This is a genomic window from Ralstonia sp. 25mfcol4.1 (genome assembly GCF_900104095.1).
Lineage (GTDB): Bacteria > Pseudomonadota > Gammaproteobacteria > Burkholderiales > Burkholderiaceae > Cupriavidus.
Genome location: NZ_FNJO01000002.1, coordinates 630,943 through 653,610 on the forward strand (window position 1 = coordinate 630,943; position 22,668 = coordinate 653,610).

Here is a 22,668-nt window from a genome sequence, read left to right on the forward strand (position 1 = left end):
TGGAACGAAAAGCGGATGAAGCGCCTAGCGTACCGGAATCCCGCCGGGCCTGCCGGCGGGCATGCACTGGGGATTACGCGAAGCGGGCGCGCAGGTCGTCGGCCGTCATCGCCGCATAGCCGAGACTGTTCAGCGGCGTACGCACCGCACGCAGCAGCCCGGCGTTGTCGGGCGCCGTGCTGCCGTCGGGCAACGTCATGTTGTTCTCGAAGCCGATGCGCGCATGCCCGCCCAGCATCACGGCCGCCGCCGCGCAATCGGCTTCCTGCTTGCCGAACGCGCAAACCGCCCATTCGACGCCGCTCTGCTCCAGCCCCACGTCGTGCCATGCGGCCAGGAACGGCAGCAGGTCCGCGGGCGACGACTTCTGGCCGGCCGAGTAGCGGCCCAGCACGAACAGCACCCAGTGCCGGCCGGACGGAATGGCGCCGCTGGCCCGCAACGCGGCATAGCGACGCACGTCGTCGGCATCGTAGAGGATGTACTGCGCCACCACGTGCTCGCGATGCATCCACTGGAAGAACGCCGCGGCCGCCGGCAGCGCCGCATCGTCGGGCACCAGTTCGCGCACCGCCACCGACGCAGCCTCCGGCCGCAGCGCCTGCACCATCGCGATCTGCTGGGCCGGCTGGTAGATACCCACCGCTTCGGTGGTCAACTGCAGCACCAGATGCTGGCCGACGGCCTTGCGCACGGCGGCGATGGCGGGCTCGTAGTCCGCAACTTCGAGGCTGTGCGACGCGTCGGCCTTGCGTACGTGCAGGTGGATCATTGCCGCACCGGCCTCCACGCAATCCCGTGCGCACTGCGCCAGTTCGTCGGGGGCGATGGGCAGCCGGGCGTGGTCCGCGTGGGTCTTGCGCGCGCCGTTGGGCGCCACGGCAAGGGCGAAGGGACGGCGCAGGGTATCGATCGTCATGCGTCGTTCCTCAGGCCGGCAGCACGGTGTTCACCGACTGCACGAAGCGGTCGACGATGTTGTCGATATCGGCCGGCGTGCAGATGAACGGCGGCGCGAACAGCACGTGGTCGCCATGGATGCCATCGACCGTGCCACCCATCGGGTAGACCAGCAGGCCATTCTCCATGCAGGTGCGCTTGAGCACCGCGTGGGTCTTCTTCGCCGGATCGAGCGTGGCCTTGGTGGCGCGGTCGGCCACGAACTCCACGCCGACGAACAGCCCGCGGCCTCGCACGTCGCCCAGGTTCGGATGGCCGCCCAGCGCCTCGCGCAACCGTGCTCGCAACTGTTCGCCACGCGCCAGCACGTTGTCGAGCAGCCTGTCCCCGGCAATCGTGCGCTGCACGGCCAGCGCAGCCGCGCACGCGGTGGCGTGGCCGATATAGGTATGTCCGTGCTGGAAGAAGCCGCTGCCGCCGACGATGGCATCGTAGATGCGCGCGGTCGACATCATCGCGCCGATCGGCTGGTAGCCCGCGCCCAGGCCCTTGGCGATGGTCACGATATCGGGCACCACGCCGTCTTCCTCGCAGGCGAACAGGTAGCCGGTGCGGCCCATGCCGGACATCACCTCGTCCAGGATCAGCAGCACGCCGTACTTGTCGCACACAGCGCGGATGCGCTTGAGGTAGTCCGCCACCGGCGGCACCGCACCGGCCGTGGCCCCGACCACGGTCTCGGCCACGAAGCCGGCCACCGAATCGGGCCCCAGTTCCAGGATCTTGGCTTCCAGCTCGTCGGCCAGGCGCTGCGCATATTGCACGTCGGTCTCACCGGCGGCCTGGTCGCGATAGGCATAGCACGGCGACACATGGTGCGCGGGCACCAGCAGCGGCAGGAACGGCTCGCGGCGCCAGGCGTTGCCGCCAATGGCCAGCGCACCCAGCGTGTTGCCGTGATAGCTCTGGCGCCGCGCGATGAAATGGCGGCGCTGCGTCTGGCCAGTCTCGACGAAATACTGCCGCGCCAGCTTCAGCGCGGCCTCAACGGCCTCGGAACCGCCCGACACGAAATACACGTGGTTCAGATCGCCCGGCGCCGCATCGGCCAGCGTCTGCGCCAGCGTTTCCGACACCTCGGTGGTGAAGAACGACGTGTGGGCATAGGCCAGCGTATCCACCTGCTGCTTGATCGCCTCGATCACGCGCGGATGGCCGTGACCCAGGCACGACACCGCCGCCCCGCCCGAGGCATCCAGGTAGGCGCGGCCGTTGCTGTCGAACAGCTCGATACCCTTGCCGCCAACGGCGACAGGCAAGGTTTGCTTGGGATTGCGATGGAAGACGTGCGTCATGGTCGGCGTGCAGGAAAGCGCGTGGCGCGCGAAACAGGTAGCCAGTATAGGAACAACACACCGTTAACGCAACAACTGTTTCATTGGCGCCGCTTCGCGAAACATACGATTCCCGCAATTCCGCCGACACCGGCCGGCGACCTATGCAACAATCGTTGCAAACTCCGCTTTTTCATCACATCGATGTCCGCCGACCAGCCCAGCCCTCCCGAATCGCTCGACGCCCTGCTCGAACAACTGCGTACGGAATTTCCGCATCTCAGCGTCCAGTTCCAGGGCGGCGCGCGCTATCTGCTGGACCACCCGCGCGACATCGCCATCCAGTCCATGCGCAAGGTGGCTGCCAATGCCGGCGTGCAGCCGGCGACACTGGTGCGCCTGTCGCAGTCACTGGGATTCGAGGGTTGGCAGGGGCTGCGCGAGCTGTTCGTGACAGCCGTGCGCGAGGGCGGCAGCCAGCCGTACGCGCGGCGCGCGCGCAAGGTGGTCAAGGATTCGGACAAGACCAGCGGCCCTGGCAAGATGCTGGCCGAGATGATCGAGGTGCAGCACCACAACCTCGACGCCCTGCTGGCCAACAATGCCGACACCCTGCCCCGCGCCGCCGACCTGCTGGCCGCCGCGCCCATCGTGCACGTGGCCGGCTTCCGCTCGTGCTTTCCGATCGCGTTCACGTTCCACTACATCTACGGGCTGTTCCGCAGCTCGGTGCGACTGATCCGCGGCGACGCCGGCACGCTGGAAATGGAACTGCGCGCGCTCAACGCCCGCGACGCCGTGCTGGTCGCCGGCTTCGCGCCCTACTCGCACGAAAGCCTGCGCGTGGCCCAGGCCGCGCGCGAAGCCGGCTGCAAGGTCATCGCCCTGACCGACAGCACCGTGGCCCCGATTGCCCTGGAGGCCGACTGCACGCTGCTGTTCGCCATCGACAGCCCATCGTTCTTCCCGTCGATTACATCCGGCGTGACGATGGTGGAGGCGCTGGTCGAACAACTGCTGGCCCGGAAAGGCAAGGGGGCGATCCGCGCGCTGGAGCAGACCGAGGGGCAGCTTCATCGCACGGGGGCTTATTTGCCGGCGGGGCGCTAACCCACCTTACTCGAACGCCTCGTCGTTCGGATTTGCATACGCCTTCTTGATCTGCTCGCTCTGCGGCAGGTCGAACGAGATGTTCTTCGGCGGCACCGGCTTCTGGAACCACTTGGCGTAGAGCGTGTTGATCTCGCCGCTGCGCATCAGGCCGGTCATGGCGTTGTCGACCACCTGTTTGAAGCCGGGGTCGTCGCGGCGCATCATGAAGCCGTAGGCCTCGAAGGACTGCGGGGTGCCGACCACGGCCCAGTCGTCTGGCCTGGGAGCCAGCGTACGCGCGCCGGACAGCAGCACGTCGTCCATCATGAACGCCGCCACGCGGCCGGACTGCAGGATCAGGAACGATTCGCCATAGTCCTTGGCGCTCTGGATCGTCATGTTGGCGCCCTTTTCGTCGTTGAGCCGGCGCAGGATGCGCTCCGACGTCGTGCCCGCATTCGTCACCACGGACTTGCCGGCCAGGTCGGGGAAGTCGTGGACCGGACTGCCCTTCTTGACCAGCAGCCGGGTGCCGGCCACGAAGTAAGTGGTCGAGAACGCCACCTGCTGCTGGCGCGACTTCAGGTTGGTCGTGACGCCGCATTCCAGGTCCACCGTGCCGTTCTGCACCAGCGATTGGCGATTTTGCGATGTCACGGGGACCATGCGGACCTGCAGGTTCGGCGAACCGGTTTCCTTCTTGACGGCATCGACGACGCGGTCGCAGATGTCCTGGGCAAACCCGATCACTTTCTGGTTGGCGTCGTAATACGAGAACGGGATCGATGACGTGCGGTGCCCGATCGAGATCGTATTGGACGACTTGATCTTGCTGAGCGTCGGGCTGGCGGCCACCGCCGCTGCGTCGGCGGCCAGCGCCGAACCGGCGCCACTGAACGCGGCCAGCAGCACCGCGGCACGGATCGGGAAGGACTGGGTCATGGAAACACTCCTGTTGAATGAAAGCGTCAGCTGTTGCAATGCTAGTCATTGAGCAACAAGTGTTCCATCATGGATAACCATGAAACAAATGGATTTTCCCCGAAGTCGGGCATGCGGCGCCCGGCTTTGGGGAAATGCGGCGGTGCGGCGTAACGGTCAGTGCGCCGCCGGGGTGCGTGGGATGCCGTTCCACATGGCCAGTCCGCTGGCCAGCAGCAGGCCCGCCAGCAGGTACAGCGCGTTGTCCATGCTGCCCGTGTGCGTCTTGATCTGGCCGATCACCCAGGGGCTGACGATGCCGCTGGTGATGCCGATGCTGGAGATGAACGCGATACCCGTGGCGGCGGTATGGGCCGGCAGGTGGCTGGGCGGCAGCGACCAGAAGATCGGCAAGGCGGCGAAGATCAGCACGGCCGCCACCGAGAGAATCGCCAGCGACACGCCCAGGCTCGGCACGTGCAGGGTCAGCGCGGCCAGCGCCAGCGCGCCGCCGGCGGTGCAGCACAGGAAGTGCCCGTGGCGCTCGCCCAGCCGGTCGGAGCGGCGTGCGATGAGGATCAGCCCCACCGCGCCGATCGCGTTCGGGATCACCGAGTACAGGCTGATCGCCATCACGTCGCGGATGCCGAAATCCCGGATCATCAGCGGCATCCAGAACGACAGCGTCAGCGATCCGCAGGTCAGCGCGAAATAGATGAACGCGAACAGGTACAGGCGCGGGTTGCGCAGCGCCTGGCCCAGCGCCCGCAGCGAATGGGCGTGGCCGCCCTTGCCTTGCGTCCCGGCCGCGTGCTGCGCCACCAGGTAGTCCTGCTCGGCGGGCGTCAGCCAGCGCGCCTGGCGCGGGCCGTCGACCAGGCAGAACGCCGCCACCAGGCCCAGCAGCACGGCCGGGGCGCCTTCGATGGCGAACATCCATTGCCAACCCTGCATGCCCAGCACGCCGGCCATGTCGCGCATGATCCAGCCCGACACCAGCCCGCCCAGCACCCCGGCCACCGCCACGCCGGCAAAGAAGATCGCCATCACCGCTGCCCGGCGGCGGGCGGGAAACCAGTAGGTCAGGTACAGCACGATGCCCGGGAAGAAGCCCGCCTCGAACACGCCCAGCAGAAAGCGCAGCAAATAGAAGTGAGACGGTTGCGACACCAGCATCATGCCGACCGACGCCACGCCCCACAGCACCATGATCCGCGTGAATGTGCGTCGCGCCCCGAAACGCGCCAGCAGCATGTTGCTGGGCACCTCGCAGAGCACGTAGCCCACGTAGAACACGGCGGCGCCCAGGCCGTACATCGCGTCGCTGAAGCCCAGGTCCTGCTTCATCTGCAACTGGGCGAAGCCAATGTTGATGCGGTCCAGGAACGACACCACGTAGCAGACGAACAGGAACGGGATGATGCGCAGCCAGACCTTGCGGTACAGCGCGTCTTCCTGCGGCAGCGGCAGGCTGTGTGGCAGGGGTTCGGATGGGATTTCTGGCAAGGCGGGGGCGGCGCCCAGGCTCTGGGTGTGCATGTTGTCTCCGGATTCAGCAGGGTGGCAGGCGCGAGTCGCCCCCGGGGCGTCGGATTGCGCCCCTGCGGAGGTCGATCGCGGGTCGGGTGGCGGCCAGGCGCGACTAGGCTGGCGCGGGCGCTTCGGCTGCCGCACGGGCCAGCCGCATGGCCTCGGCCAGTGTGTCGTGGTCGCCGATATGGTTGGCCAGCAGCAGGATCAGCCGCGCATTGACGGCCTGGCTCGCGGCATCGTCGAGGTCACGGTGCATGTCGATCAGCGCCTCGTAGAAGTCGTCGGGGCGCGCCAGGTTGGGGGCGGTATTGAGCGGCATGGGGCCTGTCTCCTTCGGATGGCTGCGTTCGGACTTCAGGCCAGCGCCGCCGCCTGTACCGGGGCGGATGGCGTCAGGACATGGGATGCCGGGGCGTTGCCGGTGGCACGGGCCAGCGCCGCCGCGATGCCCGCCGCATCGACACCGCGCCAGCGCGCGCATACGTGCTGGTCCGGCCGGATCAGGTAGCAGGTGCCGGCGCGCGCGTCGTAGCGGCTGGCCGCCAGGCCCTCGGCATCGCGCAGCACCGTGGCACCGGGCCAGGCCTGTGCCGATGCCGAAATGGCCGCGTCGGTGACAAACACCACGCGCAGCGGAATGCCGCCCTGCTGCAGCGTGCGCAGCGCCTCGGCCTGCGCGGCATCGAGCCCGGCCGGCGGGCCGAATACCAGCACCACGAACGCGTTGCCCAGGTGCTGCAGCAGCCACGGCTTGCCGGCCGCATCGGCAACGGGTGCGTCCACGCATGCCGCCCCCGGCGCCATGGCGCCGCCGAATGCATCGGCATCGGCCGTATTCAGCGTCGAATCGTGCAGCACGGCCGGCACCGAAAGGCGGCCACTGTTGACCAGCTGCCGCGCGAACGCATGATCGCGCGCCAGCGTCAGCACGGCATCGCGGAACACCCGGCTGACCGCGCTCTTCGGCGTGATGAAGTCGGTGGCGCGCGTGGAATTGCGGATGTTCTCGTCGGCCGCGTATTCGCGCTCGCTGGCGTAGGTGTCCAGCAGGCTGTCGGGCGCCTTGCCTTGCAGCACATAGGCCAGCTTCCAGGCCAGGTTCTCGGCGTCCTGCACGCCGCTGTTGGCGCCACGCGCGCCGAACGGGGAGACCCCGTGCGCGGCATCGCCGGCGAACAGCACGCGGCCATGGCGGAAGCTGTCCATGCGCACGCACGCAAACGTGTAGACGCTGACCCATTCCAGTTCGAACTTCGCGTCGGGGCCCAGCAGCGCCTGCACGCGGGGGATCACGCGCTCGGGCGCCTTCTCGGCCACGGGGTCGGCATCCCAGCCCAGCTGGAAGTCGATGCGCCAGACGTTGTCGGGCTGGCGGTGCAGCAGCACCGACTGGTTTGGATGGAAGGGCGGGTCGAACCAGAACCAGCGTTCGGCCGGGAACGGCGCCTCCATCTTCACATCGGCTATCAGGAAGCGGTCGCGGAACGTATGGCCATGGCTTTCCTGCCCCAGCATCTTGCGCAGCGGGCTGCGCGACCCGTCGGCAGCCACCACGTAGCGGCCGCACAGCGTGTAGCAGCCGTCGGGGGTCTCGATGGTCAGCGCCACGTGGTCGGCGTGCTGTTCCACGGCCACGGCGCGGCTCTTCCAGCGGATGTCGATATTGGGCATCGCCCGTGCGCAATCGAGCAGGTAGCCCTCGACGTAATACTGCTGCAGGTTGATGAACGCCGGACGCTGGTGGCCGGCCTCGGGCAGCAGGTCGAACGCGTAGATCTGGCGGTCCTGCAGGAACACCCTGCCCACATGCCAGCGCACGCCCTTGTCGACCATGCGGTCGCCGCAGCCCAGGCGGTCGAAGATGTCCAGCGTGCGCTTGGCGAAGCAGATCGCGCGCGATCCGGTGGACAGCGTGCAGTCGTCATCGACCAGCACCACCGGCACGTCGTGGCGCGCCAGGTCAATCGCGGTGGCCAGTCCCACCGGCCCCGCGCCCACCACGATCACGGGATGCGGGCCCTCGGCCCGGTGGCCCGCCTGCTGCTCGGCACACGGCACGTAGGCGTACGTCTGCTTCTGGTAGTCGATGTCGACTTCGGTACTGCTCATGGTGTCTCCGTCCACTTGTATGTGGTTGCGTTCTTTTGCGCCGCTCTCGTGCGCAGTGGGAGAGCGGTTGGGGAGAGGACCTGGCGGTTCTGGCTGCTACCCTTGGCCAGTGGGACTGCCCTGCCCTTCCCTCGCCCCTCTCCCCCGCCCTCCCCCGCCCCTCCCCCGCCGTGCGGGCGAGGGGAGAAAACCATCGCACCGGCTTGCGCCTGCTTGCGCTTGCTTACGCCTGCAAGGCCGCCCACATTTCCTGATCCCTCTGCGCCGTCCAGATGCGCGGATGCGTGATGCCGGACGCCTCGTCGAACGCACGCGACACGTCGAACGGCAGGCAGTGCTCGTAGATGAACACGTGGCCGAACTTGGGGTCCATCGACTTGCGCGTATGCGCCATGGCGGCCTTCAGGTCGAGCTTGTCGGCCACGGCTTCGCGGCCGGCCTGCAGCAGCGTGGTGACGAAATCCTTGGTGTAGGCCAGGCCCTTGGCCACGTCGGCCGGGGTGGTCAGCGCGGGGCCGCGGCCCGGCACCAGCTTCTCGGGCTGCAGCGCGGCCAGCGCATCGAGCGTGGCCGGCCATTGTTCGAGCTGGGCGTCGCCGCAGTAGCAGGCGGCGTCGTACTCCACCAGGTCGCCCGAGAACAGCACCTTCTGCTGGGGCAGCCACACCACGGTGTCGCCCTTGGTGTGCCCGGCGCCCAGGTGGGCGATGCGCACTTCGAGCTTGCCCATGAACAGCGTGATCTCGCGCTCGAAGACCAGCGTCGGCCAGGTCAGGCCCGGCACGGTTTCCACGCCGGCAAACAGGCGCGGAAAGCGTTCGATCTCGGACTTCATGTCGGCCTCGCCGCGCTCGACGATCATCTCGTAGGTGCCACGGCTGGCGATGATCTGCTGCGCGCCCTCGGCAAAGTAGGCCGACGCGCCCAGCACGCGCACCGCGTGGTAGTGCGACAGCACCACGTACTTGATCGGCTTGTCGGTGATCTCGCGGATGCGGGCAATCAGGTCCTGCGCCATGGCCGGCGTGGCGGTGGTGTCCACGATCATCACGCCGTCGTCGCCAATGATCACGCCCGAATTGGGGTCGCCCTCGGCCGTATAGGCCCAGGCGTTTTCGGAAAGCTGGGTGAAGGTGATCTGCTTGGCTTCCAGGTCGGCCTGGGATGCGAATGCTTTTGCCATGTCTGCCTCGTTGTCTTCGGTATGGGGATGGATGGGGCGATCACGCTGCGGGATCGGCGTGAATGAATCTTAGGAAGACGGCTATTTTTAGTCAATGGCAAATACAATTGCTATTTGCTAAATTACCCGCCAGCCCTTGACGCAGCGTGGGCGACGCGGGAAAACCCCGATGCCCAGGGGCCGCCTCAAGCGCCTGACAGGCCGCCCGCGGGCGATGCATCGCGTACCATTGGGCTCTTTCCGACAGACAGGGCAGCAAGCAGGCATGGCAAGACCCCCGGGCGAATCCGCCGGCAAGACACAGCGCGGCATCCAGAGCGTGGAGGTTGGCGGCCGCCTGCTGCAGGCGCTGGCCGATGCACGCCGGCCGCTGGCCCTGGCCGAACTGGCGGCCGCCGCGCAACTGGCGCCGGCGCAGGCGCATACCTACCTGGTCAGCCTGACGAGGCTCGGGCTCATCAAGCGCGATCATCTCGACGGCAGCTACGAACCCGGGCCGCTGGCATTGCGCCTGGGCATGTTGCATCTCGATCACACGCCCGCGTACCGCGCGGCCGTGCCGCACGTGCAGGCACTGGCGTCGGCCATCGGCTGGAACGTGGCCGTCAGCCTGCCCACGCCGCAGGGGCCGACCATCGTCCATTACGCGTCCGCCGGCTCGCCGCTGCACGTCAACCTGCATGTGGGGACGGTCATGGCCCTGGCCACCACGGCCACCGGCCGCACGTACTGCGCGTTTCAGCCGCCAGCGCACTGGCAGCCGATCTGGGTCCAGCAGCAGGCCGGCGCCGCTGCGGATGCCTTGCCCGCCTTCATGGATCAACTGGCCGCCGTGCGCCAGCGCGGCATGGAACGCAGCATCGATTCGCCCAGCCCGGCCGTCAGCAGCCTGGCGATGCCGCTGGTCGATGCCGATGGCACGCTGCACCTGGTGCTGACCGCCATCGGATCCACCGGCGCCATCGACGTCGACTGGCAGGGCCCGGTGGCACGTGCGCTGCGCAGCGCCATCGACGACATCGCGCAGGCAATGGTGGCGACATGACCGAACTGGAAGACAGCAAACCCCAGCGCGGCATCCAGTCGCTCGACAATACCGGGCAGTTGCTCAATGCGCTGGCCGACGCCGGCCGTCCGCTGTCGCTGGGCGAACTGGCGCGCGCCGCCGGCATGGCGCCGGCCAAGGCGTTCCCGCATCTGGTCAGCCTGCAGAAGATCGGCCTGCTGACGCGCAATGCCGACGGCGATTTCGAGGCCGGCATGCTGGCGCTGGAGATGGGCCTGGTGGCGCTGCAGCGCCTGTCGCCCACGCGCGAGGCCGAGCCCGAGGTGGTGGCGCTGGCGCATGCCACCGGGCTGTCGGTGGCGATGGCGGTGTTCGGCCCCCTGGGGCCCACGGTGATCCGGCTGGAAGAAGCGTCGCGTCCGCAGCACGTCAGCCTGCGCGTGGGCACGGTGCTGTCGATGGTCAACACGGCCATCGGCCGCACGTTTGCCGCCCATCTGCCCGACGACGTACTGACCCAGGCGCTGGCGCAGGATGCGATCCGCATGGCGGGCGCGCCCGTGGATACGGCGATTCAGCAGGCCGCCATCCCGCGCTGGCGCAATATCCGCGACGACGGCATCGACAACGCCGTCAGCCGTCCCGTGCCCGGCATCGACACACTGGCCGCCCCGGTGTTCGACCACACCGGCGCGCTGGCGCTGGTCATCGCCGTGATGGGCAGCAGCGGCAGCTTCGACAGCGCGCTGGACGGCGATGTGGCCCAACTGGTCAGGCAGGCGGCGCGGCGGTTGTCGTGGCGGTTCGGGGCGATGGGCGCCAGCGGGGGCTGACGCGGCGTACCGCCCCGCCGTGTGCCGTGCCTCGCTCCATCGTCATTCGTCCAGCTTCCGGGCACCGATGCTGGCCAGATAGTCGTCCACGGCGCTCCCCACGGTGGGATGGAAGCAATCGTTGGGGAATGTCTCGGTCAGCTCGAAGCGCCGCAGCTTGTCGCGGACGGGGTCCTTCATTTCCGCGAAATGCAGAGCCACGCCGTCCGCCGCCAGGTTCTGGCTCAGTTCGCGCAGCATGTCGGCCGACGTGACGTCCACGCTGGTGACCGGCTCGGCCGCCACCACCACCCAGCGCACCGGCTTCGGCGCCGCCTCCACGGCCTCTGTCAGGCGCTGCTGGAACAGTTCGGCATTGGCAAAGAACAGCGGCGCGTCCCAGCGGAACAACACCAGCCCGTCGATCAGCGCCGCATGGGGATAGCGTTTCAGGTCGTGGTAGCCGCGCAGGCCCGGCACCCGGCCCAGTACCGCGAAGTGCGGCCGCCAGCCGTCCCACAGGAATTCGATCACGGCCAGGACCACGGCCAGGCAGATGCCGGGAATCGTGCCGAATACGGCCACGGCGGCAAAGCACAGCATCGACAGCCAGAACTCCCACTGCTGGATGCGATAGATGCGCTGCAGGTCCCTGAACTCGAACAGGCCGATGGCCGCGGCGATCACCACGGCGGCCAGCGCGCTGTTGGGCAGGTAGCGCAGCAGGTTCGGCGCCACCAGCAGCAGGGCCGCCACGGCAATGGCGCCAACCACGCCAGTCAGCTGCGTACGGGCGCCGGCTGCCTCGGCCACCGGCGTGCGCGACGCGCTGCTGCTGATCGGAAACCCCTGGAACAGCCCGGCCGCCAGGTTTGCCACGCCCAGGCCCACCATCTCCTGATTCGGATCCACCCGCGTATGGGTGCGCGCGGCATAGGTGCGCGACAGCACGCTGGTATCGGCAAAGGCGATCAGCGCCACGGCACAGCCGCCCAGCACGATCCGGACGATATCCACCCCGCTGAACCACGGCAGCGCGAACGTCGGCAGCCCCTGCGGGATCTCGCCCAGCACCTTCACGCCTTGGCTATCCAATCGGAACACGCTGACCGCCAGCGTCGCCAGCACCACGGCGATCAGGATGCCCGGCACGCGCTCGAATCGTTTGAGAAAGAGGATCAACACCAGGCTGGCAGCGCCCACGGCGAAGCTGTACCAGTTGGTCTTGCCATCGGCGATGGCCTGCGCCAGCCACCACAGCTCGCGCAGCGGCCCGGCATCGTCGATCTTGATCGCGAACAGCTTTGGCAGCTGGCTGACCAGCACCGTCAGCGCGATGCCATTCATATAGCCGTAGCGGATCGGCTTGGACAGCAGTTCGGTAATGAACCCCAGCCGCAGCAGGCCCAGCACGATGCAGAACAGGCCCGCGACGATGGCCATCAGGCTGGCGGTGGCCACGGCACGCATCGGGTCTCCGCCGGACATGCCCAGCACCACCGCCAGGATCGGCGCGGCCAGCGCGGAATCGGGCCCAAGTACCAGGATGCGGCTTGGCCCGAACAGCGCATAGGCCAGCAGCGGGATGATCGTCGCGTAGAGCCCGTACACGCCGGGCACGCCCGACGCCTCGGCATAGGCGATGCCCACCGGCACCAGCATCGTGGTCAGGACCAGCCCGGCAGCGAGGTCACGCGGCAGCCAGGCTGCCTCGTAGGTGCGCAGCATGGCCAGTCCGGGCAGCCAGCGCAGCCAGTGGGCGGCCGGCGCGTGGGCGGGCGTTGGAGTAGGCGCGGTGGATGCCATGGGACCCTTTTGTTGGTAGTGACACGCCGGAGATCGGTGTGATTCAGCATAGGTCTCGCATCCGCCAAAGCAAGCGCGCAAATGTGGCGCGTGACATACCTTCCCGCCCGGCACCCGGCACCCCTACGGCCCCGACAGCCGGGCCGGGGCGATCACGCCGTCAACCAAGGCCACCCTCAGGCGCGCCTCGATCGACGATAAAGGACGACGCCATGTGGATCGGCGGTGGCGGGCTCAGCACAGGTGCAGCGCCACGCCGGCGCGCTCGCACAGGTGCGGCAGCGTCGGCAGCGCTTCGGTGGCTTCGGCGTCCGTGAACAGGTGGTCGATCTGGTCCAGACCGGCCACACGGCACGGCGCGTTGCGCAGGCACTTGCTGCTGTCGGCCAGCAGCACGCGCAAATGGCTGTGCGACAGCAGCACCTGACTCAATTCGGCCTCTTCCGGCTGGAATTCGTAGAACGTGCCGTCAGCGTCGATGCCGGCGGCGCTGCAGATCGCCACATGCGCGCGAAAACGTCGTACAAAATCCAAGGTGGCACTGCCCATCACATCGAAATCGCCGCCACGCAGCCGTCCGCCAGACACCCAGGTTTCGATGCGGGGCTTGTCGGCCAGCGCATGGACGGCGCCCAGGTTGTTGGTGATCACGCGCAGGGGCAGGTCGTCCGGCAGTGCGCGGGCAAAGTCGGCCACCGTGGTGCCATAGCCCAGGAAGACCGTGGCATCGGCCTCGACGATGCCGATGGCCACCTCGGCAATGCGCCGCTTGCGCTCGACATGCGCGGTACTGCGTTGCAGGTAGCTGATGTTGTGCTGGCTGGCCGGCAGGCTCAGCCCGCCGTGCATCCGTCGCGCCAGACCCTGCACGCTCAGTTCGTTGATGTCGCGCCGGATGGTCTGGCTGCTGACGCCAAAGCGGCTGGCCAGTTGTTCGGTACTGAGGTAGCCGGCATCGTTCAGCCAGCCGAAGATTTCACGTTGCCGCAGGGTCAGGCTCATCGACGTTCATTCGCTCACTTTGCATGGTCGAACGAAAATGTAAGCGCGCGATGTGACGTTTCCGTGACAGTCATGCCCTCCCCCACTCAGAAGTAGACGTTCGCCGACAGTTCCGCCGAGCGCGGACGACCCAGCAGCCGCTGCTGGCCGCCGTTGGAGAACGATTCGGCGTAGTCGCGGTTGAACAGGTTGTAGACGCGCAGCGTCAGCGCCGCCTGTTTGGTCACGCGCCACGACAGCGCGGTATCGACCGTCGTATAGCTGGGCACGCGCACCTTGTTGGCCGTGTCCGCATAGCGGCCGCCCACGTAACGCAGGCCCGCGGCGAACGTCCATTGCGGCATGACATTCCAGCTCAGCCAGGCGTTGGCGGCCTGCTGGGGCACGCTGGCCGGCACATTGCCGGCACGCGACACCGCCACGCCGCCCACCGACTCGGTGAAGTCGTCGTAGCGCGCGCGCAGCACCGTGCCGTTGACGTCCAGGCGCAGGCCGCGCAGCACTTCCACGCTGGCCGATGCCTCCAGCCCGCGCGACGACTGTTGGCCCACCTGCTGGGTGACCGTCGGATTGACCGGGTCGCGCGACAGCAGGTTGTTCTTGCGGATCTCGTAGGCCGCCAGTGTCCATTCGCCGCGACGGCCCCAGAACGCCTGCTTCACCCCCACTTCCACCTGCTTGCCGGTGGCCAGTTCGAAATTGCGCTGCGCGTCGTTCGTCGTCACCAGCGCGCCAAGCGGATCGGTGGCCGTGGCGTACTGCGCGTAGACCGACAGCGCCGGCGTGAACTGGTACACCGTGCCCACGCGCCACGTTGTGTTGGCGAAGGTCTTCTCCCAGCCCGTGTCGGCGACCAGATCGGTGCGGTACAGCCGGGCGTGGTCAAAGCGCACGCCGCCGATCACCGACCACTGCGGCGTAAAGGAAATACGATGCTCGCCGAACAGCGCGTACTGCGTGGTATTGGTACGCAGGCGCGGCGAGGTGACGATGCCCGGCGGGCTGAAGAACATCCCCGGATCGAAGTCGTACGCATTGACCGTCGACGATCCGCCATACGGCGAATTGTTCGAATGGGTGAAGTTGATCTTGTTGATGTCGAAGCCGACCGTCGTGGCGTTCTCCAGCCCGAACAGCCGGCTCTTGACAGTCAGGTCCGCGCGGTTGCCCACCTGCTCCTGGTCGTGCAGGATTTCCAGATAGTCAGTGCGGCGCACCTGCGACGTTGCCGGCTGGAACGCGTAGGTCTCGCTGTCGCGCCAGTGGCGGTGGCTGGTCAGGTAATAGAACTGGTTGCGCACCGTGACGCGGTCGTTGGGCGTCCATTCGGCGCTCAGGCGCGTCCAGCGGTCGCGGTAGCTGATCTGGGCATCGCCCACGTTGTAGTTCTTCTTGCGCAGCGACGTGTCCAGGCTGCCGTTCACCAGCGGCACGCCGAAGTACTGCTGCGGATGCTGGGTGCCGTCGTCATAGGACAGCGTCAGGTTGAAGTCCGGATTGACGTCCAGCCGTACCGACGCCGACACCATCAGGTTGTTCGAATCCCCGCGATCGACCCAGCCGGCGGAGCGGTTGTAGGCGGTGGCGAAGCGGTACGACAGGTTGTCGTTGACCCTGCCGCCGCTGTCGAACGCCACGCGTGCGGTCTTCTCGGCGCCGCCGGTGAGCTGGAGTTCGTTCTCGATGGGTCCGCGGATCGGCTTCTTCTGCACCACGTTGACCACGCCGCCGATAGCCCCTTCGCCATACATGACCGATGCCGGCCCGCGCAGCACTTCGATGCGATCCACCGACCAGGTATCGAACGGGAACGTGACGGTGCCCGAGGCCACGTACATGCGCGTGCCGTCGAGCAGCTGCATGACCGAGCCCTGGCCGGAGAAGCCACGGGCCGTCAGCGACGTGCCACCGTTGCCGGGCGCCGGGTTGCCCGTGATGCCGGTGGCGCGCGTCACCGCCTCGCGCACGGACTGGTCGCCGCGCGCACGGATCGTCTCGCCGCTGAGCACTTCGACGCTGGCCGGTGTTTCCAGCGGGGTCAGGCCCAGACGGCTGCCTGTGTATTCGGGCGTGGACAGGGCTAGCCCGGGCTGGTCGGCCCCAGCCGACCCGCTGACCGTGACAGCCGGCAGCGTGCCTGCCTTCCGGTCGGGAGCGGCCTCCTGGGCCCATGCACCAGGGAAATTGAGGCTGGCGACGGCGCCAAGCGAGGCAGCCAGCAGGTGCGGTCGACGCGCAGGCGCCGAGCCTGAGCGAAACTGGGCTGGGCGCGGGCGGCCGGCGGAAGGCGCGGACAGGTTGTGTGTCATCGTGAAGCCGGACGACCCCGCCCGGACAATAGGAATCGATGATGACAACAGGCCGGTATCCGGGCTTGCAGGGCGGCGCTCGCGCGCCGGGGATGCCATCGCCTTCCCGCGCCATGTGCTGGCACAGTGACCGCCGATCGCTAGGGATCGGCCTGACGGTTCCCAACCTGCTTACCGTTGCGGGGGCAGCACAGGCATGGCCGTTTTCGTCGAAATCTGGACGATCGACGGCGCACCTGTTTCCCGTTTAACCGGCGAGTCGCTCGCCGGCACCTGCAGTCACGGTCGGCACACGAGGACCGTGTGCCGCGGTGCGCATTCTACCTGCAACAGATTTGATGCAAACGCGACAAAAGGACACGTGCCTGGCGTGCCAGCCGGGCGGGCCGGGCGGGCCGGCGCACGCCTCAGAACACGCGTGTCAGGAATTCCCGCGTCCGCGCCTGGACGGGCGCCCCGAACAACTGCGCCGGCGGGCCTTCCTCCACCACCTTGCCGCCATCCATGAAGACCACATGGTTGGCCACCTCGCGCGCGAAACCCATTTCGTGCGTGACCACCAGCATCGTCATGTGCTCGTCGGCCAGCTGGCGCATGGTGCGCAGCACTTCGCCGGTCAGTTCGGGGTCGAGCGCCGAAGTGGGCTCGTCGAACAGCATGATGTCCGGCTCCATGGCCAGCGCGCGGGCAATTGCCACACGCTGCTTCTGGCCGCCCGACAGCCGCGATGGATAGCTGTCGCGCTTGTCGAACAGGCCGACCTTGCGCAGCAGATCCTCGGCCAGCGGCACGATACGGTCGCGCGACATGCGCTTGACCGTCATCGGGGCCTCGATCAGGTTCTGCAGCACGGTCAGGTGCGGGAACAGGTTGAACGACTGGAACACCATGCCCATTCTGGCGCAAATACGACGCAGATCGGCACCCCTGGCGTAGTGCACGCCGCTGGCGTCGGTGGTCGCCAGCGCTTCGCCTTCGATTTCCAGCGTGCCCCGGTCGATCAGTTCCAGATGGTTCATGCACCGCAGCAGCGTGCTCTTGCCCGAGCCCGACGGCCCGATCACGGCGGTCACATCGCCCTTGCGCAGCGACAGCGACACGCCCTTCAGCACCTCCAGCGCGCCGAAGGACTTGTGAATGTCGCGGGCCGACACCATCAATGGGCGCTCGCGCACGCCGGCGTTCTCATTGATCGTATCTTGCATAGCGTTTTTCGAGGCGTTGGAAGAGCCACGTCAGAACCAGCGTCATCACCAGGTAAAACAGTGCGGCCACCAGGAACGGGGTTGTCGTGAAATCGCGCTGCACGATGCTACGCGCCGTGCGCAGGATGTCATTGAGCGCCAGCACGTAGATCAGCGAGGTGTCCTTGACCAGCGTGATGGTCTCGTTGCTCACCGGGGGCAGCACGCGGCCGATCATCTGGGGCAGCACGATCCGGCGCATGGTCTGGAAGTAGCTCAGGCCCAGCGTCTTGCTGGCCTCGTACTGGCCGCGCTCCACCGACTGGATGCCGGCCCGGAAGATCTCGGCGAAGTACGCCGCGTAGTTCAGCGCAAACGCGACCACGGCCGCGGGGAAATCGGGCAGCCGGATGCCGACATATGGCACGAACGGCAGCGCGAAGTAGATGAAAAGCATCTGCAGCATCAGCGGCGTGCCGCGCATCAGCCAGATATAGCCATTCACCAGGGCGCTGACCGGCGCCCACGCCGAGATCCGCAGCAAGGCCAGCGCCAGGCCCAACGGCACCGACAGCCCGAGCGTGATGGCGAACAGGGTCAGGGTGACCCTGGCCCCTTCCATCATCGGAGGCAGGAGAGAAAGAACGTAGTCCATGCTCAAACATTACGATGCAGGTGCAACAGGGCCGGTGCAATTTGCTTGCTTTCCCGAACCCTGCGCCACCTGCAAGGTGGCTGTCCTTACTTCGTGATGTCCGCGCCGAACCACTGGGTGGCGATGCGTGCGGCGGTGCCATCCTGCTTCATCGAAGCCAGCGTTTTGTTCAGCTTGTCCAGCAGTTCGCCGTCGTCCTTGCGCACGCCCACGCCGTAGTCTTCCGTGCCGAAGTTCTCGGCCAGGATGCGGTATTCGCCGGCGCGCTTGCTGGCCAGGTAGCGGCCCACCACTTCGTCGACCACCACGGCATCGAGGCGGCCCGCCGACAGGTCCATCAGCGCCGTCACATTGTCGCCAAACGACTTCAGTTCCTTCAGGCTGGCGGCCACGGCGGCCTCTTTCTTGATCGCGTCCACGGCGCTGCTGCCGTCCTGCGCACCGACGATGCGGCCGGCCAGGTCGGCCTTGGTCTGGATCGGCGACTTTTCGGTCACGATGACGATCTGGTGGTTCGTCATGTACGGCGCGGTGAAGCTGATGTTCTTCTTGCGGTCCTCGGTGATCGTCAGGCCGTTCCACAGCACGTCAACGCGCTTGCCGTTCAGTTCGGCTTCCTTGGCGCTCCAGTCGATCGGCTTGAAATCCACCGTCATGCCGAGGCGCTGCGCCGCTTCCTTCGCCATGTCGATGTCGAAGCCGACCAGCTGGTTGTTGGCATCGCGGAAACCCATCGGCGGGAAGTTGTCGTCCAGGCCCACCACGATGCTGGTGCTGGCGCTGGCGGGCTTCGCCGCCGGCGTCGGGTCGCTCTTGCCGCAGGCGGCCAGCAACGAAAGACCGGAGATCAGGAGAACGGCTGCTATTTTTTTCATGATGTCGAGGAGAGATTAAGGGTGCGGCAACGCGTGCCGCCGCACCGATGGCAGGATCGCCGCCACCGGCACCATTCGCGCCCGTGGGCGCAACTGGGGCTCACGGCCAGGCAACGCCCGGCGCCGCGCACAATTGCCCCGCCGCGCCGGGTTGTGCGCCGGCATGGTATGAACTTCGGGAAGTGGGCGCGGATCAGGCGATTCGGCAAGGCGATCCGCAGAGATCGCTGAACGCGTGAGCAATTGGCCATCTGGCGTCCTGGCCAACCGGGTTGACCGATGGGCAGCGCCGGGTGACCAGCCAACAGGCCGACATTCTACAGGGACGCAAGGCGCGGCAGGCCGTGATCGGCGCCGCGCCTGATGTCATCCGCCCCGCGATTGATATCTAAAAGGCACTTTTCGTGGCGATCGTTCAAGCCGGCATGATCGGCGGCCAATTGTGCGTCTCGGCCTGGCAGTGCTTGCACCAGGCATACAGGGCGTCGTACATCACCATGCCCTGCCGCAGCATGTCGTGGTCGTCGGCGAAGGTCTTCGACAGGCCCAGCGATATCGCATAGAGGCCGCCGGACTCGCGGGTGAGGTCCAGCCGCGACGTGTCGGCACCCCGGACGATGGCGGCAAGCTGGTCGAGCGATGGGTCGTCCAGGCCGTATTTCTTCAGGAAGGCGTCGAAACTGCACAGGTCGCCTTCGTGCGACAGTTCGACGCCGGGGATGTCGTAGGGAATCGCCCCGCTGCGCTGGGCCTCGGCCAGCACGTCGCCGGCCGGCACATAAAGAAACTCTGGCGAAGGATCGATAAACCGGGCCACCAGCCAGGGACAGGCGATCCGGTCGATCTTGGGGCGTTCCCGCGTGATCCATTTCATGATTGGCTCCTGAACATCCGCCGACGCCGGCCGACATCAGCCCCGCAGCAGCGGATAGACGATCAGCCCGATAACGGCCGCACCGAGCACGATCACCGGCTCTGGCAGTTTCTTGAAACGCCAGAGCAACAGCACGGTCACCAGGGCCAGCGCCACGGTCGGGACATCGACCAGCGAGCGCCGGGCCAGCACGATCACGGCGCCCGTGATGGCGCCCACGGCCGCCGCCGTCACGCCGTCCACGAAGGCGATGATGGCCGGCCGCTTGCCGTACTTCTTGAAGTAGGGCGCCGGGATGACGGTAAACAGATAGCAAGGCAGGAACGTGGCCAGCGCGGCCACCACCGCGCCGGGAAGGCCTGCCACCAGATAGCCGATGAAGCCCACGGTAATCACCACGGGGCCGGGCGTGATCATGGCCACGGCCACGGCATCGACAAACTGCTTGTCATTGAGCCAGTGGTGCTCGGTCACCACGCCGCCGTACAGGAACGGCACGATGGCCAGCCCCGAGCCGAATACGAATGCCCCGGCCTTGGCGAAGAACACGCCGATCTGCATCAGCAGCGGCCAGTCCAGGCTGCTGGCGAATCCGCCGGCCATCGGCAACTGCGCGGCGGCGACGGCATTGACGCCCCGCTCGCGCAGCCACTTCGGCGGCGCGCGCCAGAACCACACCAGCAGTCCGGCGGCCAGGAACAGCCACGCGATTTCCGATTCGGTGATGACCGTGACCGCGCCCAGCACCAGATAGATGCCCCACAGCAACGGGTCCCGGCCCACGCTCTTGTTGGTCAGCTTGTACGCGCTGAGCGTGATGATGCCGATCACCGCCGCGCCGACGCCGTAGAACACCGACTGCATCCACGTCAGGCCACCGAACTTCGTATAGGCCCAGCCCAGCGCCAGCACCATCAGGAACGACGGCAGGACGAAGGCAACGCCGACCAGCGTGGCGCCGACGATGCGGTAGTGGACATATCCCAGATAGATGGCAAGCTGCGCGGCCATCGGCCCTGGCGCCAGTTGCGCCAGCGCGATGCCCTCCTTGTAGTCCCCATCGGTGATCCAGTGCCTGCGCTCGACCAGATCGCGATGCATGTAGCCAGCCAGCGCCACGGGCCCGCCAAAGCCGAGCGTGCCCAGGCGCAGCATGTAGCAGACCAGCTGCCAGAGGCCATAACGGGGGCCGTCCTGGCCGATGTCCCCAGTGGGAGGTGTGTCTTGCGGATTCATGTGCAATGTCCCCAGGGTGCTACCGTTTGCGGCGGCTGGCGCTGCCGTAGTGGGTGTAAAGGGAATCCAGTACCGGGCTCATGTCGCGCAGCAACGCGTCGTCGTCCGGCATACGGGTGCGCGCCCCGGTCAGCACGGCCTCGAACCCGCTGGCCTCCGCGACCGGCGCCCCGCCGACATCGAGTACGTGAATCAGTTGCGCCAGCTTCGACAGCCCCTTGTCCTCGTCCAGCCCGAAGCTCGCCATCAGCACCTCGAACGACACGCGGTCGCCGATATGCGTGAACGTCGCGCCGTCGAAATCGAAGCCGAGGGCATCGTCCGGGCACTGCCGCACGTCATCGAGCCACAGGAACCGGGCATGGGGATCGATAAAACGCTGAATCAGCCAGGCGCACGCGACGCGGTCCACCCAGAGGTGCTTGCGCGTGGCCCAGCAGCGCCCCTGGTACTGCGTGGGGTCGCGCCTGGCGATGGCACCGGAGACGCCATGCGGCTCGCCGGGAGACAGCGCGGCATCCACCGCGGCATTGAAATCGCGCCACTTTGCCTCGGCAATCGCGGCGGGCTCGCCGGGGAAGAAGTCGATCTTGCGGATCGCGTCGTAACCACGTCCCAACCGGCGCGCTGCGCGCAACAGCTCGGCTTCGTTCAGGCCGGTGATGGCCTCGCGGGCGGCCGCCAGTTCAGCGGTCCAGTCGGCATATTCGGCCGAACGGTCGAACAGTCGCCGATAGTCGGCTTCCTGTTCCTGCGTGGCCACGACCGATAGCAGCCAGACCTTGCCGTCCTGTTCCGCCGCATCGTCGGCAAGTGCCTGCAGGGGCGGCTGCAGTTCAGCCCGGTCAGGAACCAGATAGACGCCATCGCGCAGCGCCGCGCCACCCAGCGCCTTGATCGCGCGCCAGAAGCGCATGCGGGCCGTGGCTGCCGACGTCGGAAGGCTGATGATCAGGAGCCGCCAGGTGGCGGAAGGAAAAGTGTCCATGCCGGGCATCGTAGGTTGCCGCAACATGCACTTCAAGTCTGTCACAAGCTCTACAAGCCGGGGACGCGCCCGGCCATGCGATCAATGCGCTGCCCAGGCCAGTTCCGCCGTGGCGGGGCGGCGGTTGAGCGCGCTGCGTGCGACCAGGGCGCACACCGCCAGCGTTCCGGCCAACATGCCCAGGGACGAAGAGGTGTGCCCATGCGATGAGAATCCCGTCGCGAAGGCGACGGCGGCCATTTCCAGCTTACGACCGAGTTGTTGATGGCGTGTCATAGCGGTTGCCGTCTTTGGCCTTGTGCGCTTGTTCCGGGTGGCCCGGCTCCGATGCCGCGCCACCCACCGTGGATGTCAGTACTCGATCACCGGCGCATGCACCGGGGCGATCGACGGATGGGCACTCTGCGTGCGCTGGGCGGCCTTGTGCACCATCGTGTAGGCGTAGTCGATGCCCATGCCGTAGGCGCCCGAGTGTTCCTTCGCCAGGCCCGTCACCGCGTCGTACGTTTCCTTGTTCTTCCAGTCGCGCTGCCATTCCAGCAGCACCTGCTGCCACGTCACCGGCACCACGCCGGCCTGGATCATGCGTTGCATGGCGTAGTCGTGCGCTTCCTTGGTGGTGCCGCCCGAGGCGTCGGCCACCATGTAGATCTCGTAGTCGCCTTCGAGCATCGCGCTCAGGGCGAAGGTCGTGTTGCACACCTCGGTCCACAGACCGGCCACGACGATCTTCTTGCGGCCGTTGGCGGCCAGCGAGTCGCGCACCTTCTGGTCGTCCCACGAGTTCATCGACGTGCGTTCGAGCGTTTCCTTGCCCGGGAAGACGTCGAGCAGTTCGGGGTAGGTGTA

General features: G+C 67.1%; 21 protein-coding genes and 1 riboswitch. Of the genes, 3 read left to right on the top strand and 18 right to left on the bottom strand.

Going from position 1 to position 22,668, the window contains the following annotated elements:
- Positions 1 to 73: 73 nt before the first annotated feature.
- Together BLQ58_RS05945 and BLQ58_RS05950 are read right to left on the bottom strand one after the other, a co-directional pair.
- Positions 74 to 919, bottom strand: a complete 846-nt coding sequence (locus tag BLQ58_RS05945) for a beta-keto acid cleavage family enzyme (protein ID WP_254775815.1) — start codon at positions 917 to 919, stop codon at positions 74 to 76.
- A gap of 10 nt (positions 920 to 929) precedes the next feature.
- A complete protein-coding gene (locus tag BLQ58_RS05950) occupies positions 930 to 2,255 on the bottom strand; it encodes an aspartate aminotransferase family protein (protein ID WP_092595451.1) in 1,326 nt (441 codons plus the stop codon).
- 183 nt (positions 2,256 to 2,438) lie between these two features.
- Between BLQ58_RS05950 and BLQ58_RS05955 the strand changes: the two genes are divergently transcribed.
- Positions 2,439 to 3,344 carry a MurR/RpiR family transcriptional regulator gene (locus tag BLQ58_RS05955; RefSeq protein ID WP_092595453.1) on the top strand — a complete coding sequence of 302 codons (906 nt, stop codon included), beginning with the start codon at positions 2,439 to 2,441 and terminating at the stop codon, positions 3,342 to 3,344.
- A 6-nt stretch (positions 3,345 to 3,350) separates the two neighbouring features.
- Here the strand turns inward: BLQ58_RS05955 and BLQ58_RS05960 are convergent, their stop codons facing one another.
- From BLQ58_RS05960 to BLQ58_RS05980, 5 genes are all read right to left on the bottom strand, one after another.
- The gene (locus BLQ58_RS05960) at positions 3,351 to 4,268 is read right to left on the bottom strand and encodes a glutamate/aspartate ABC transporter substrate-binding protein (protein WP_092595455.1); all 918 of its coding nucleotides are present in this window, start codon (positions 4,266 to 4,268) and stop codon (positions 3,351 to 3,353) included.
- Between the two features lie 156 nt (positions 4,269 to 4,424).
- Positions 4,425 to 5,786 (bottom strand): MFS transporter, encoded by a 1,362-nt coding sequence (locus tag BLQ58_RS05965; RefSeq protein ID WP_092595457.1) that lies wholly within the window; start codon positions 5,784 to 5,786, stop codon positions 4,425 to 4,427.
- A gap of 103 nt (positions 5,787 to 5,889) precedes the next feature.
- On the bottom strand, positions 5,890 to 6,099 hold the full coding sequence (locus BLQ58_RS05970; RefSeq protein WP_092595459.1) for a DUF2783 domain-containing protein: 210 nt from the start codon (positions 6,097 to 6,099) through the stop codon (positions 5,890 to 5,892).
- A gap of 35 nt (positions 6,100 to 6,134) precedes the next feature.
- A complete protein-coding gene (locus tag BLQ58_RS05975) occupies positions 6,135 to 7,889 on the bottom strand; it encodes an FAD-dependent oxidoreductase (protein ID WP_092595461.1) in 1,755 nt (584 codons plus the stop codon).
- A 223-nt stretch (positions 7,890 to 8,112) separates the two neighbouring features.
- Positions 8,113 to 9,072, bottom strand: a complete 960-nt coding sequence (locus tag BLQ58_RS05980) for an MBL fold metallo-hydrolase (RefSeq protein ID WP_092595463.1) — start codon at positions 9,070 to 9,072, stop codon at positions 8,113 to 8,115.
- A 265-nt stretch (positions 9,073 to 9,337) separates the two neighbouring features.
- On the opposite strand from BLQ58_RS05980, the gene BLQ58_RS05985 reads away from it, so the two are divergent.
- Both BLQ58_RS05985 and BLQ58_RS05990 read left to right on the top strand, forming a co-directional pair.
- Entirely contained in the window at positions 9,338 to 10,117 is a 780-nt protein-coding gene (locus BLQ58_RS05985) for an IclR family transcriptional regulator (protein WP_092595465.1), read from the top strand.
- Entirely contained in the window at positions 10,114 to 10,911 is a 798-nt protein-coding gene (locus tag BLQ58_RS05990) for an IclR family transcriptional regulator (protein WP_092595466.1), read from the top strand. Before BLQ58_RS05985 ends, BLQ58_RS05990 begins: the two co-directional genes overlap by 4 nt.
- A 42-nt stretch (positions 10,912 to 10,953) precedes the next feature.
- Here the strand turns inward: BLQ58_RS05990 and BLQ58_RS05995 are convergent, their stop codons facing one another.
- From BLQ58_RS05995 to BLQ58_RS06045, 11 genes are all read right to left on the bottom strand, one after another.
- Positions 10,954 to 12,696 (bottom strand): SulP family inorganic anion transporter, encoded by a 1,743-nt coding sequence (locus BLQ58_RS05995; protein ID WP_092595468.1) that lies wholly within the window; start codon positions 12,694 to 12,696, stop codon positions 10,954 to 10,956.
- 234 nt (positions 12,697 to 12,930) lie between these two features.
- Complete coding sequence (locus BLQ58_RS06000) at positions 12,931 to 13,698, bottom strand: DeoR/GlpR family DNA-binding transcription regulator (RefSeq protein ID WP_092595470.1); 768 nt, start codon at positions 13,696 to 13,698, stop codon at positions 12,931 to 12,933.
- 86 nt (positions 13,699 to 13,784) lie between these two features.
- The gene (locus BLQ58_RS06005) at positions 13,785 to 16,007 is read right to left on the bottom strand and encodes a TonB-dependent receptor (protein WP_092595472.1); all 2,223 of its coding nucleotides are present in this window, start codon (positions 16,005 to 16,007) and stop codon (positions 13,785 to 13,787) included.
- 32 nt (positions 16,008 to 16,039) lie between these two features.
- Positions 16,040 to 16,299, bottom strand: a riboswitch (cobalamin riboswitch).
- Positions 16,300 to 16,414: 115 nt separating this feature from the next.
- Positions 16,415 to 17,164 (bottom strand): amino acid ABC transporter ATP-binding protein, encoded by a 750-nt coding sequence (locus BLQ58_RS06010; protein ID WP_092595562.1) that lies wholly within the window; start codon positions 17,162 to 17,164, stop codon positions 16,415 to 16,417.
- Between the two features lie 28 nt (positions 17,165 to 17,192).
- Positions 17,193 to 17,846, bottom strand: coding sequence for an amino acid ABC transporter permease (locus BLQ58_RS06015; RefSeq protein ID WP_092595474.1), 654 nt, complete (start codon positions 17,844 to 17,846; stop codon positions 17,193 to 17,195).
- Between the two features lie 86 nt (positions 17,847 to 17,932).
- Positions 17,933 to 18,721 carry an amino acid ABC transporter substrate-binding protein gene (locus BLQ58_RS06020; RefSeq protein WP_092595476.1) on the bottom strand — a complete coding sequence of 263 codons (789 nt, stop codon included), beginning with the start codon at positions 18,719 to 18,721 and terminating at the stop codon, positions 17,933 to 17,935.
- Between the two features lie 415 nt (positions 18,722 to 19,136).
- Complete coding sequence (locus tag BLQ58_RS06025) at positions 19,137 to 19,595, bottom strand: chromate resistance protein ChrB domain-containing protein (RefSeq protein ID WP_092595478.1); 459 nt, start codon at positions 19,593 to 19,595, stop codon at positions 19,137 to 19,139.
- Positions 19,596 to 19,631: 36 nt separating this feature from the next.
- The gene (locus BLQ58_RS06030) at positions 19,632 to 20,831 is read right to left on the bottom strand and encodes a chromate transporter (protein WP_092595480.1); all 1,200 of its coding nucleotides are present in this window, start codon (positions 20,829 to 20,831) and stop codon (positions 19,632 to 19,634) included.
- 19 nt (positions 20,832 to 20,850) lie between these two features.
- Entirely contained in the window at positions 20,851 to 21,819 is a 969-nt protein-coding gene (locus BLQ58_RS06035) for a chromate resistance protein ChrB domain-containing protein (RefSeq protein ID WP_139186062.1), read from the bottom strand.
- Positions 21,820 to 21,900: 81 nt separating this feature from the next.
- On the bottom strand, positions 21,901 to 22,095 hold the full coding sequence (locus BLQ58_RS06040) for a hypothetical protein (protein WP_092595482.1): 195 nt from the start codon (positions 22,093 to 22,095) through the stop codon (positions 21,901 to 21,903).
- Positions 22,096 to 22,170: 75 nt separating this feature from the next.
- A partial coding sequence (locus BLQ58_RS06045) for an isochorismatase family protein (RefSeq protein ID WP_092595484.1) occupies positions 22,171 to 22,668 on the bottom strand: 498 nt, incomplete at its 5' end.

What these genes read in the sequence shown, in the direction of transcription:
- BLQ58_RS05945 (WP_254775815.1), bottom strand. Translation starts at nt 919, where the DNA reads ATGACGATCGATACCCTGCGCCGTCCCTTCGCCCTTGCCGTGGCGCCC.
- BLQ58_RS05950 (WP_092595451.1), bottom strand. Translation starts at nt 2,255, where the DNA reads ATGACGCACGTCTTCCATCGCAATCCCAAGCAAACCTTGCCTGTCGCC.
- BLQ58_RS05955 (WP_092595453.1), top strand. Translation starts at nt 2,439, where the DNA reads ATGTCCGCCGACCAGCCCAGCCCTCCCGAATCGCTCGACGCCCTGCTC.
- BLQ58_RS05960 (WP_092595455.1), bottom strand. Translation starts at nt 4,268, where the DNA reads ATGACCCAGTCCTTCCCGATCCGTGCCGCGGTGCTGCTGGCCGCGTTC.
- BLQ58_RS05965 (WP_092595457.1), bottom strand. Translation starts at nt 5,786, where the DNA reads ATGCACACCCAGAGCCTGGGCGCCGCCCCCGCCTTGCCAGAAATCCCA.
- BLQ58_RS05970 (WP_092595459.1), bottom strand. Translation starts at nt 6,099, where the DNA reads ATGCCGCTCAATACCGCCCCCAACCTGGCGCGCCCCGACGACTTCTAC.
- BLQ58_RS05975 (WP_092595461.1), bottom strand. Translation starts at nt 7,889, where the DNA reads ATGAGCAGTACCGAAGTCGACATCGACTACCAGAAGCAGACGTACGCC.
- BLQ58_RS05980 (WP_092595463.1), bottom strand. Translation starts at nt 9,072, where the DNA reads ATGGCAAAAGCATTCGCATCCCAGGCCGACCTGGAAGCCAAGCAGATC.
- BLQ58_RS05985 (WP_092595465.1), top strand. Translation starts at nt 9,338, where the DNA reads ATGGCAAGACCCCCGGGCGAATCCGCCGGCAAGACACAGCGCGGCATC.
- BLQ58_RS05990 (WP_092595466.1), top strand. Translation starts at nt 10,114, where the DNA reads ATGACCGAACTGGAAGACAGCAAACCCCAGCGCGGCATCCAGTCGCTC.
- BLQ58_RS05995 (WP_092595468.1), bottom strand. Translation starts at nt 12,696, where the DNA reads ATGGCATCCACCGCGCCTACTCCAACGCCCGCCCACGCGCCGGCCGCC.
- BLQ58_RS06000 (WP_092595470.1), bottom strand. Translation starts at nt 13,698, where the DNA reads ATGAGCCTGACCCTGCGGCAACGTGAAATCTTCGGCTGGCTGAACGAT.
- BLQ58_RS06005 (WP_092595472.1), bottom strand. Translation starts at nt 16,007, where the DNA reads ATGACACACAACCTGTCCGCGCCTTCCGCCGGCCGCCCGCGCCCAGCC.
- BLQ58_RS06010 (WP_092595562.1), bottom strand. Translation starts at nt 17,164, where the DNA reads ATGGTGTCGGCCCGCGACATTCACAAGTCCTTCGGCGCGCTGGAGGTG.
- BLQ58_RS06015 (WP_092595474.1), bottom strand. Translation starts at nt 17,846, where the DNA reads ATGGACTACGTTCTTTCTCTCCTGCCTCCGATGATGGAAGGGGCCAGG.
- BLQ58_RS06020 (WP_092595476.1), bottom strand. Translation starts at nt 18,721, where the DNA reads ATGAAAAAAATAGCAGCCGTTCTCCTGATCTCCGGTCTTTCGTTGCTG.
- BLQ58_RS06025 (WP_092595478.1), bottom strand. Translation starts at nt 19,595, where the DNA reads ATGAAATGGATCACGCGGGAACGCCCCAAGATCGACCGGATCGCCTGT.
- BLQ58_RS06030 (WP_092595480.1), bottom strand. Translation starts at nt 20,831, where the DNA reads ATGAATCCGCAAGACACACCTCCCACTGGGGACATCGGCCAGGACGGC.
- BLQ58_RS06035 (WP_139186062.1), bottom strand. Translation starts at nt 21,819, where the DNA reads ATGGACACTTTTCCTTCCGCCACCTGGCGGCTCCTGATCATCAGCCTT.
- BLQ58_RS06040 (WP_092595482.1), bottom strand. Translation starts at nt 22,095, where the DNA reads ATGACACGCCATCAACAACTCGGTCGTAAGCTGGAAATGGCCGCCGTC.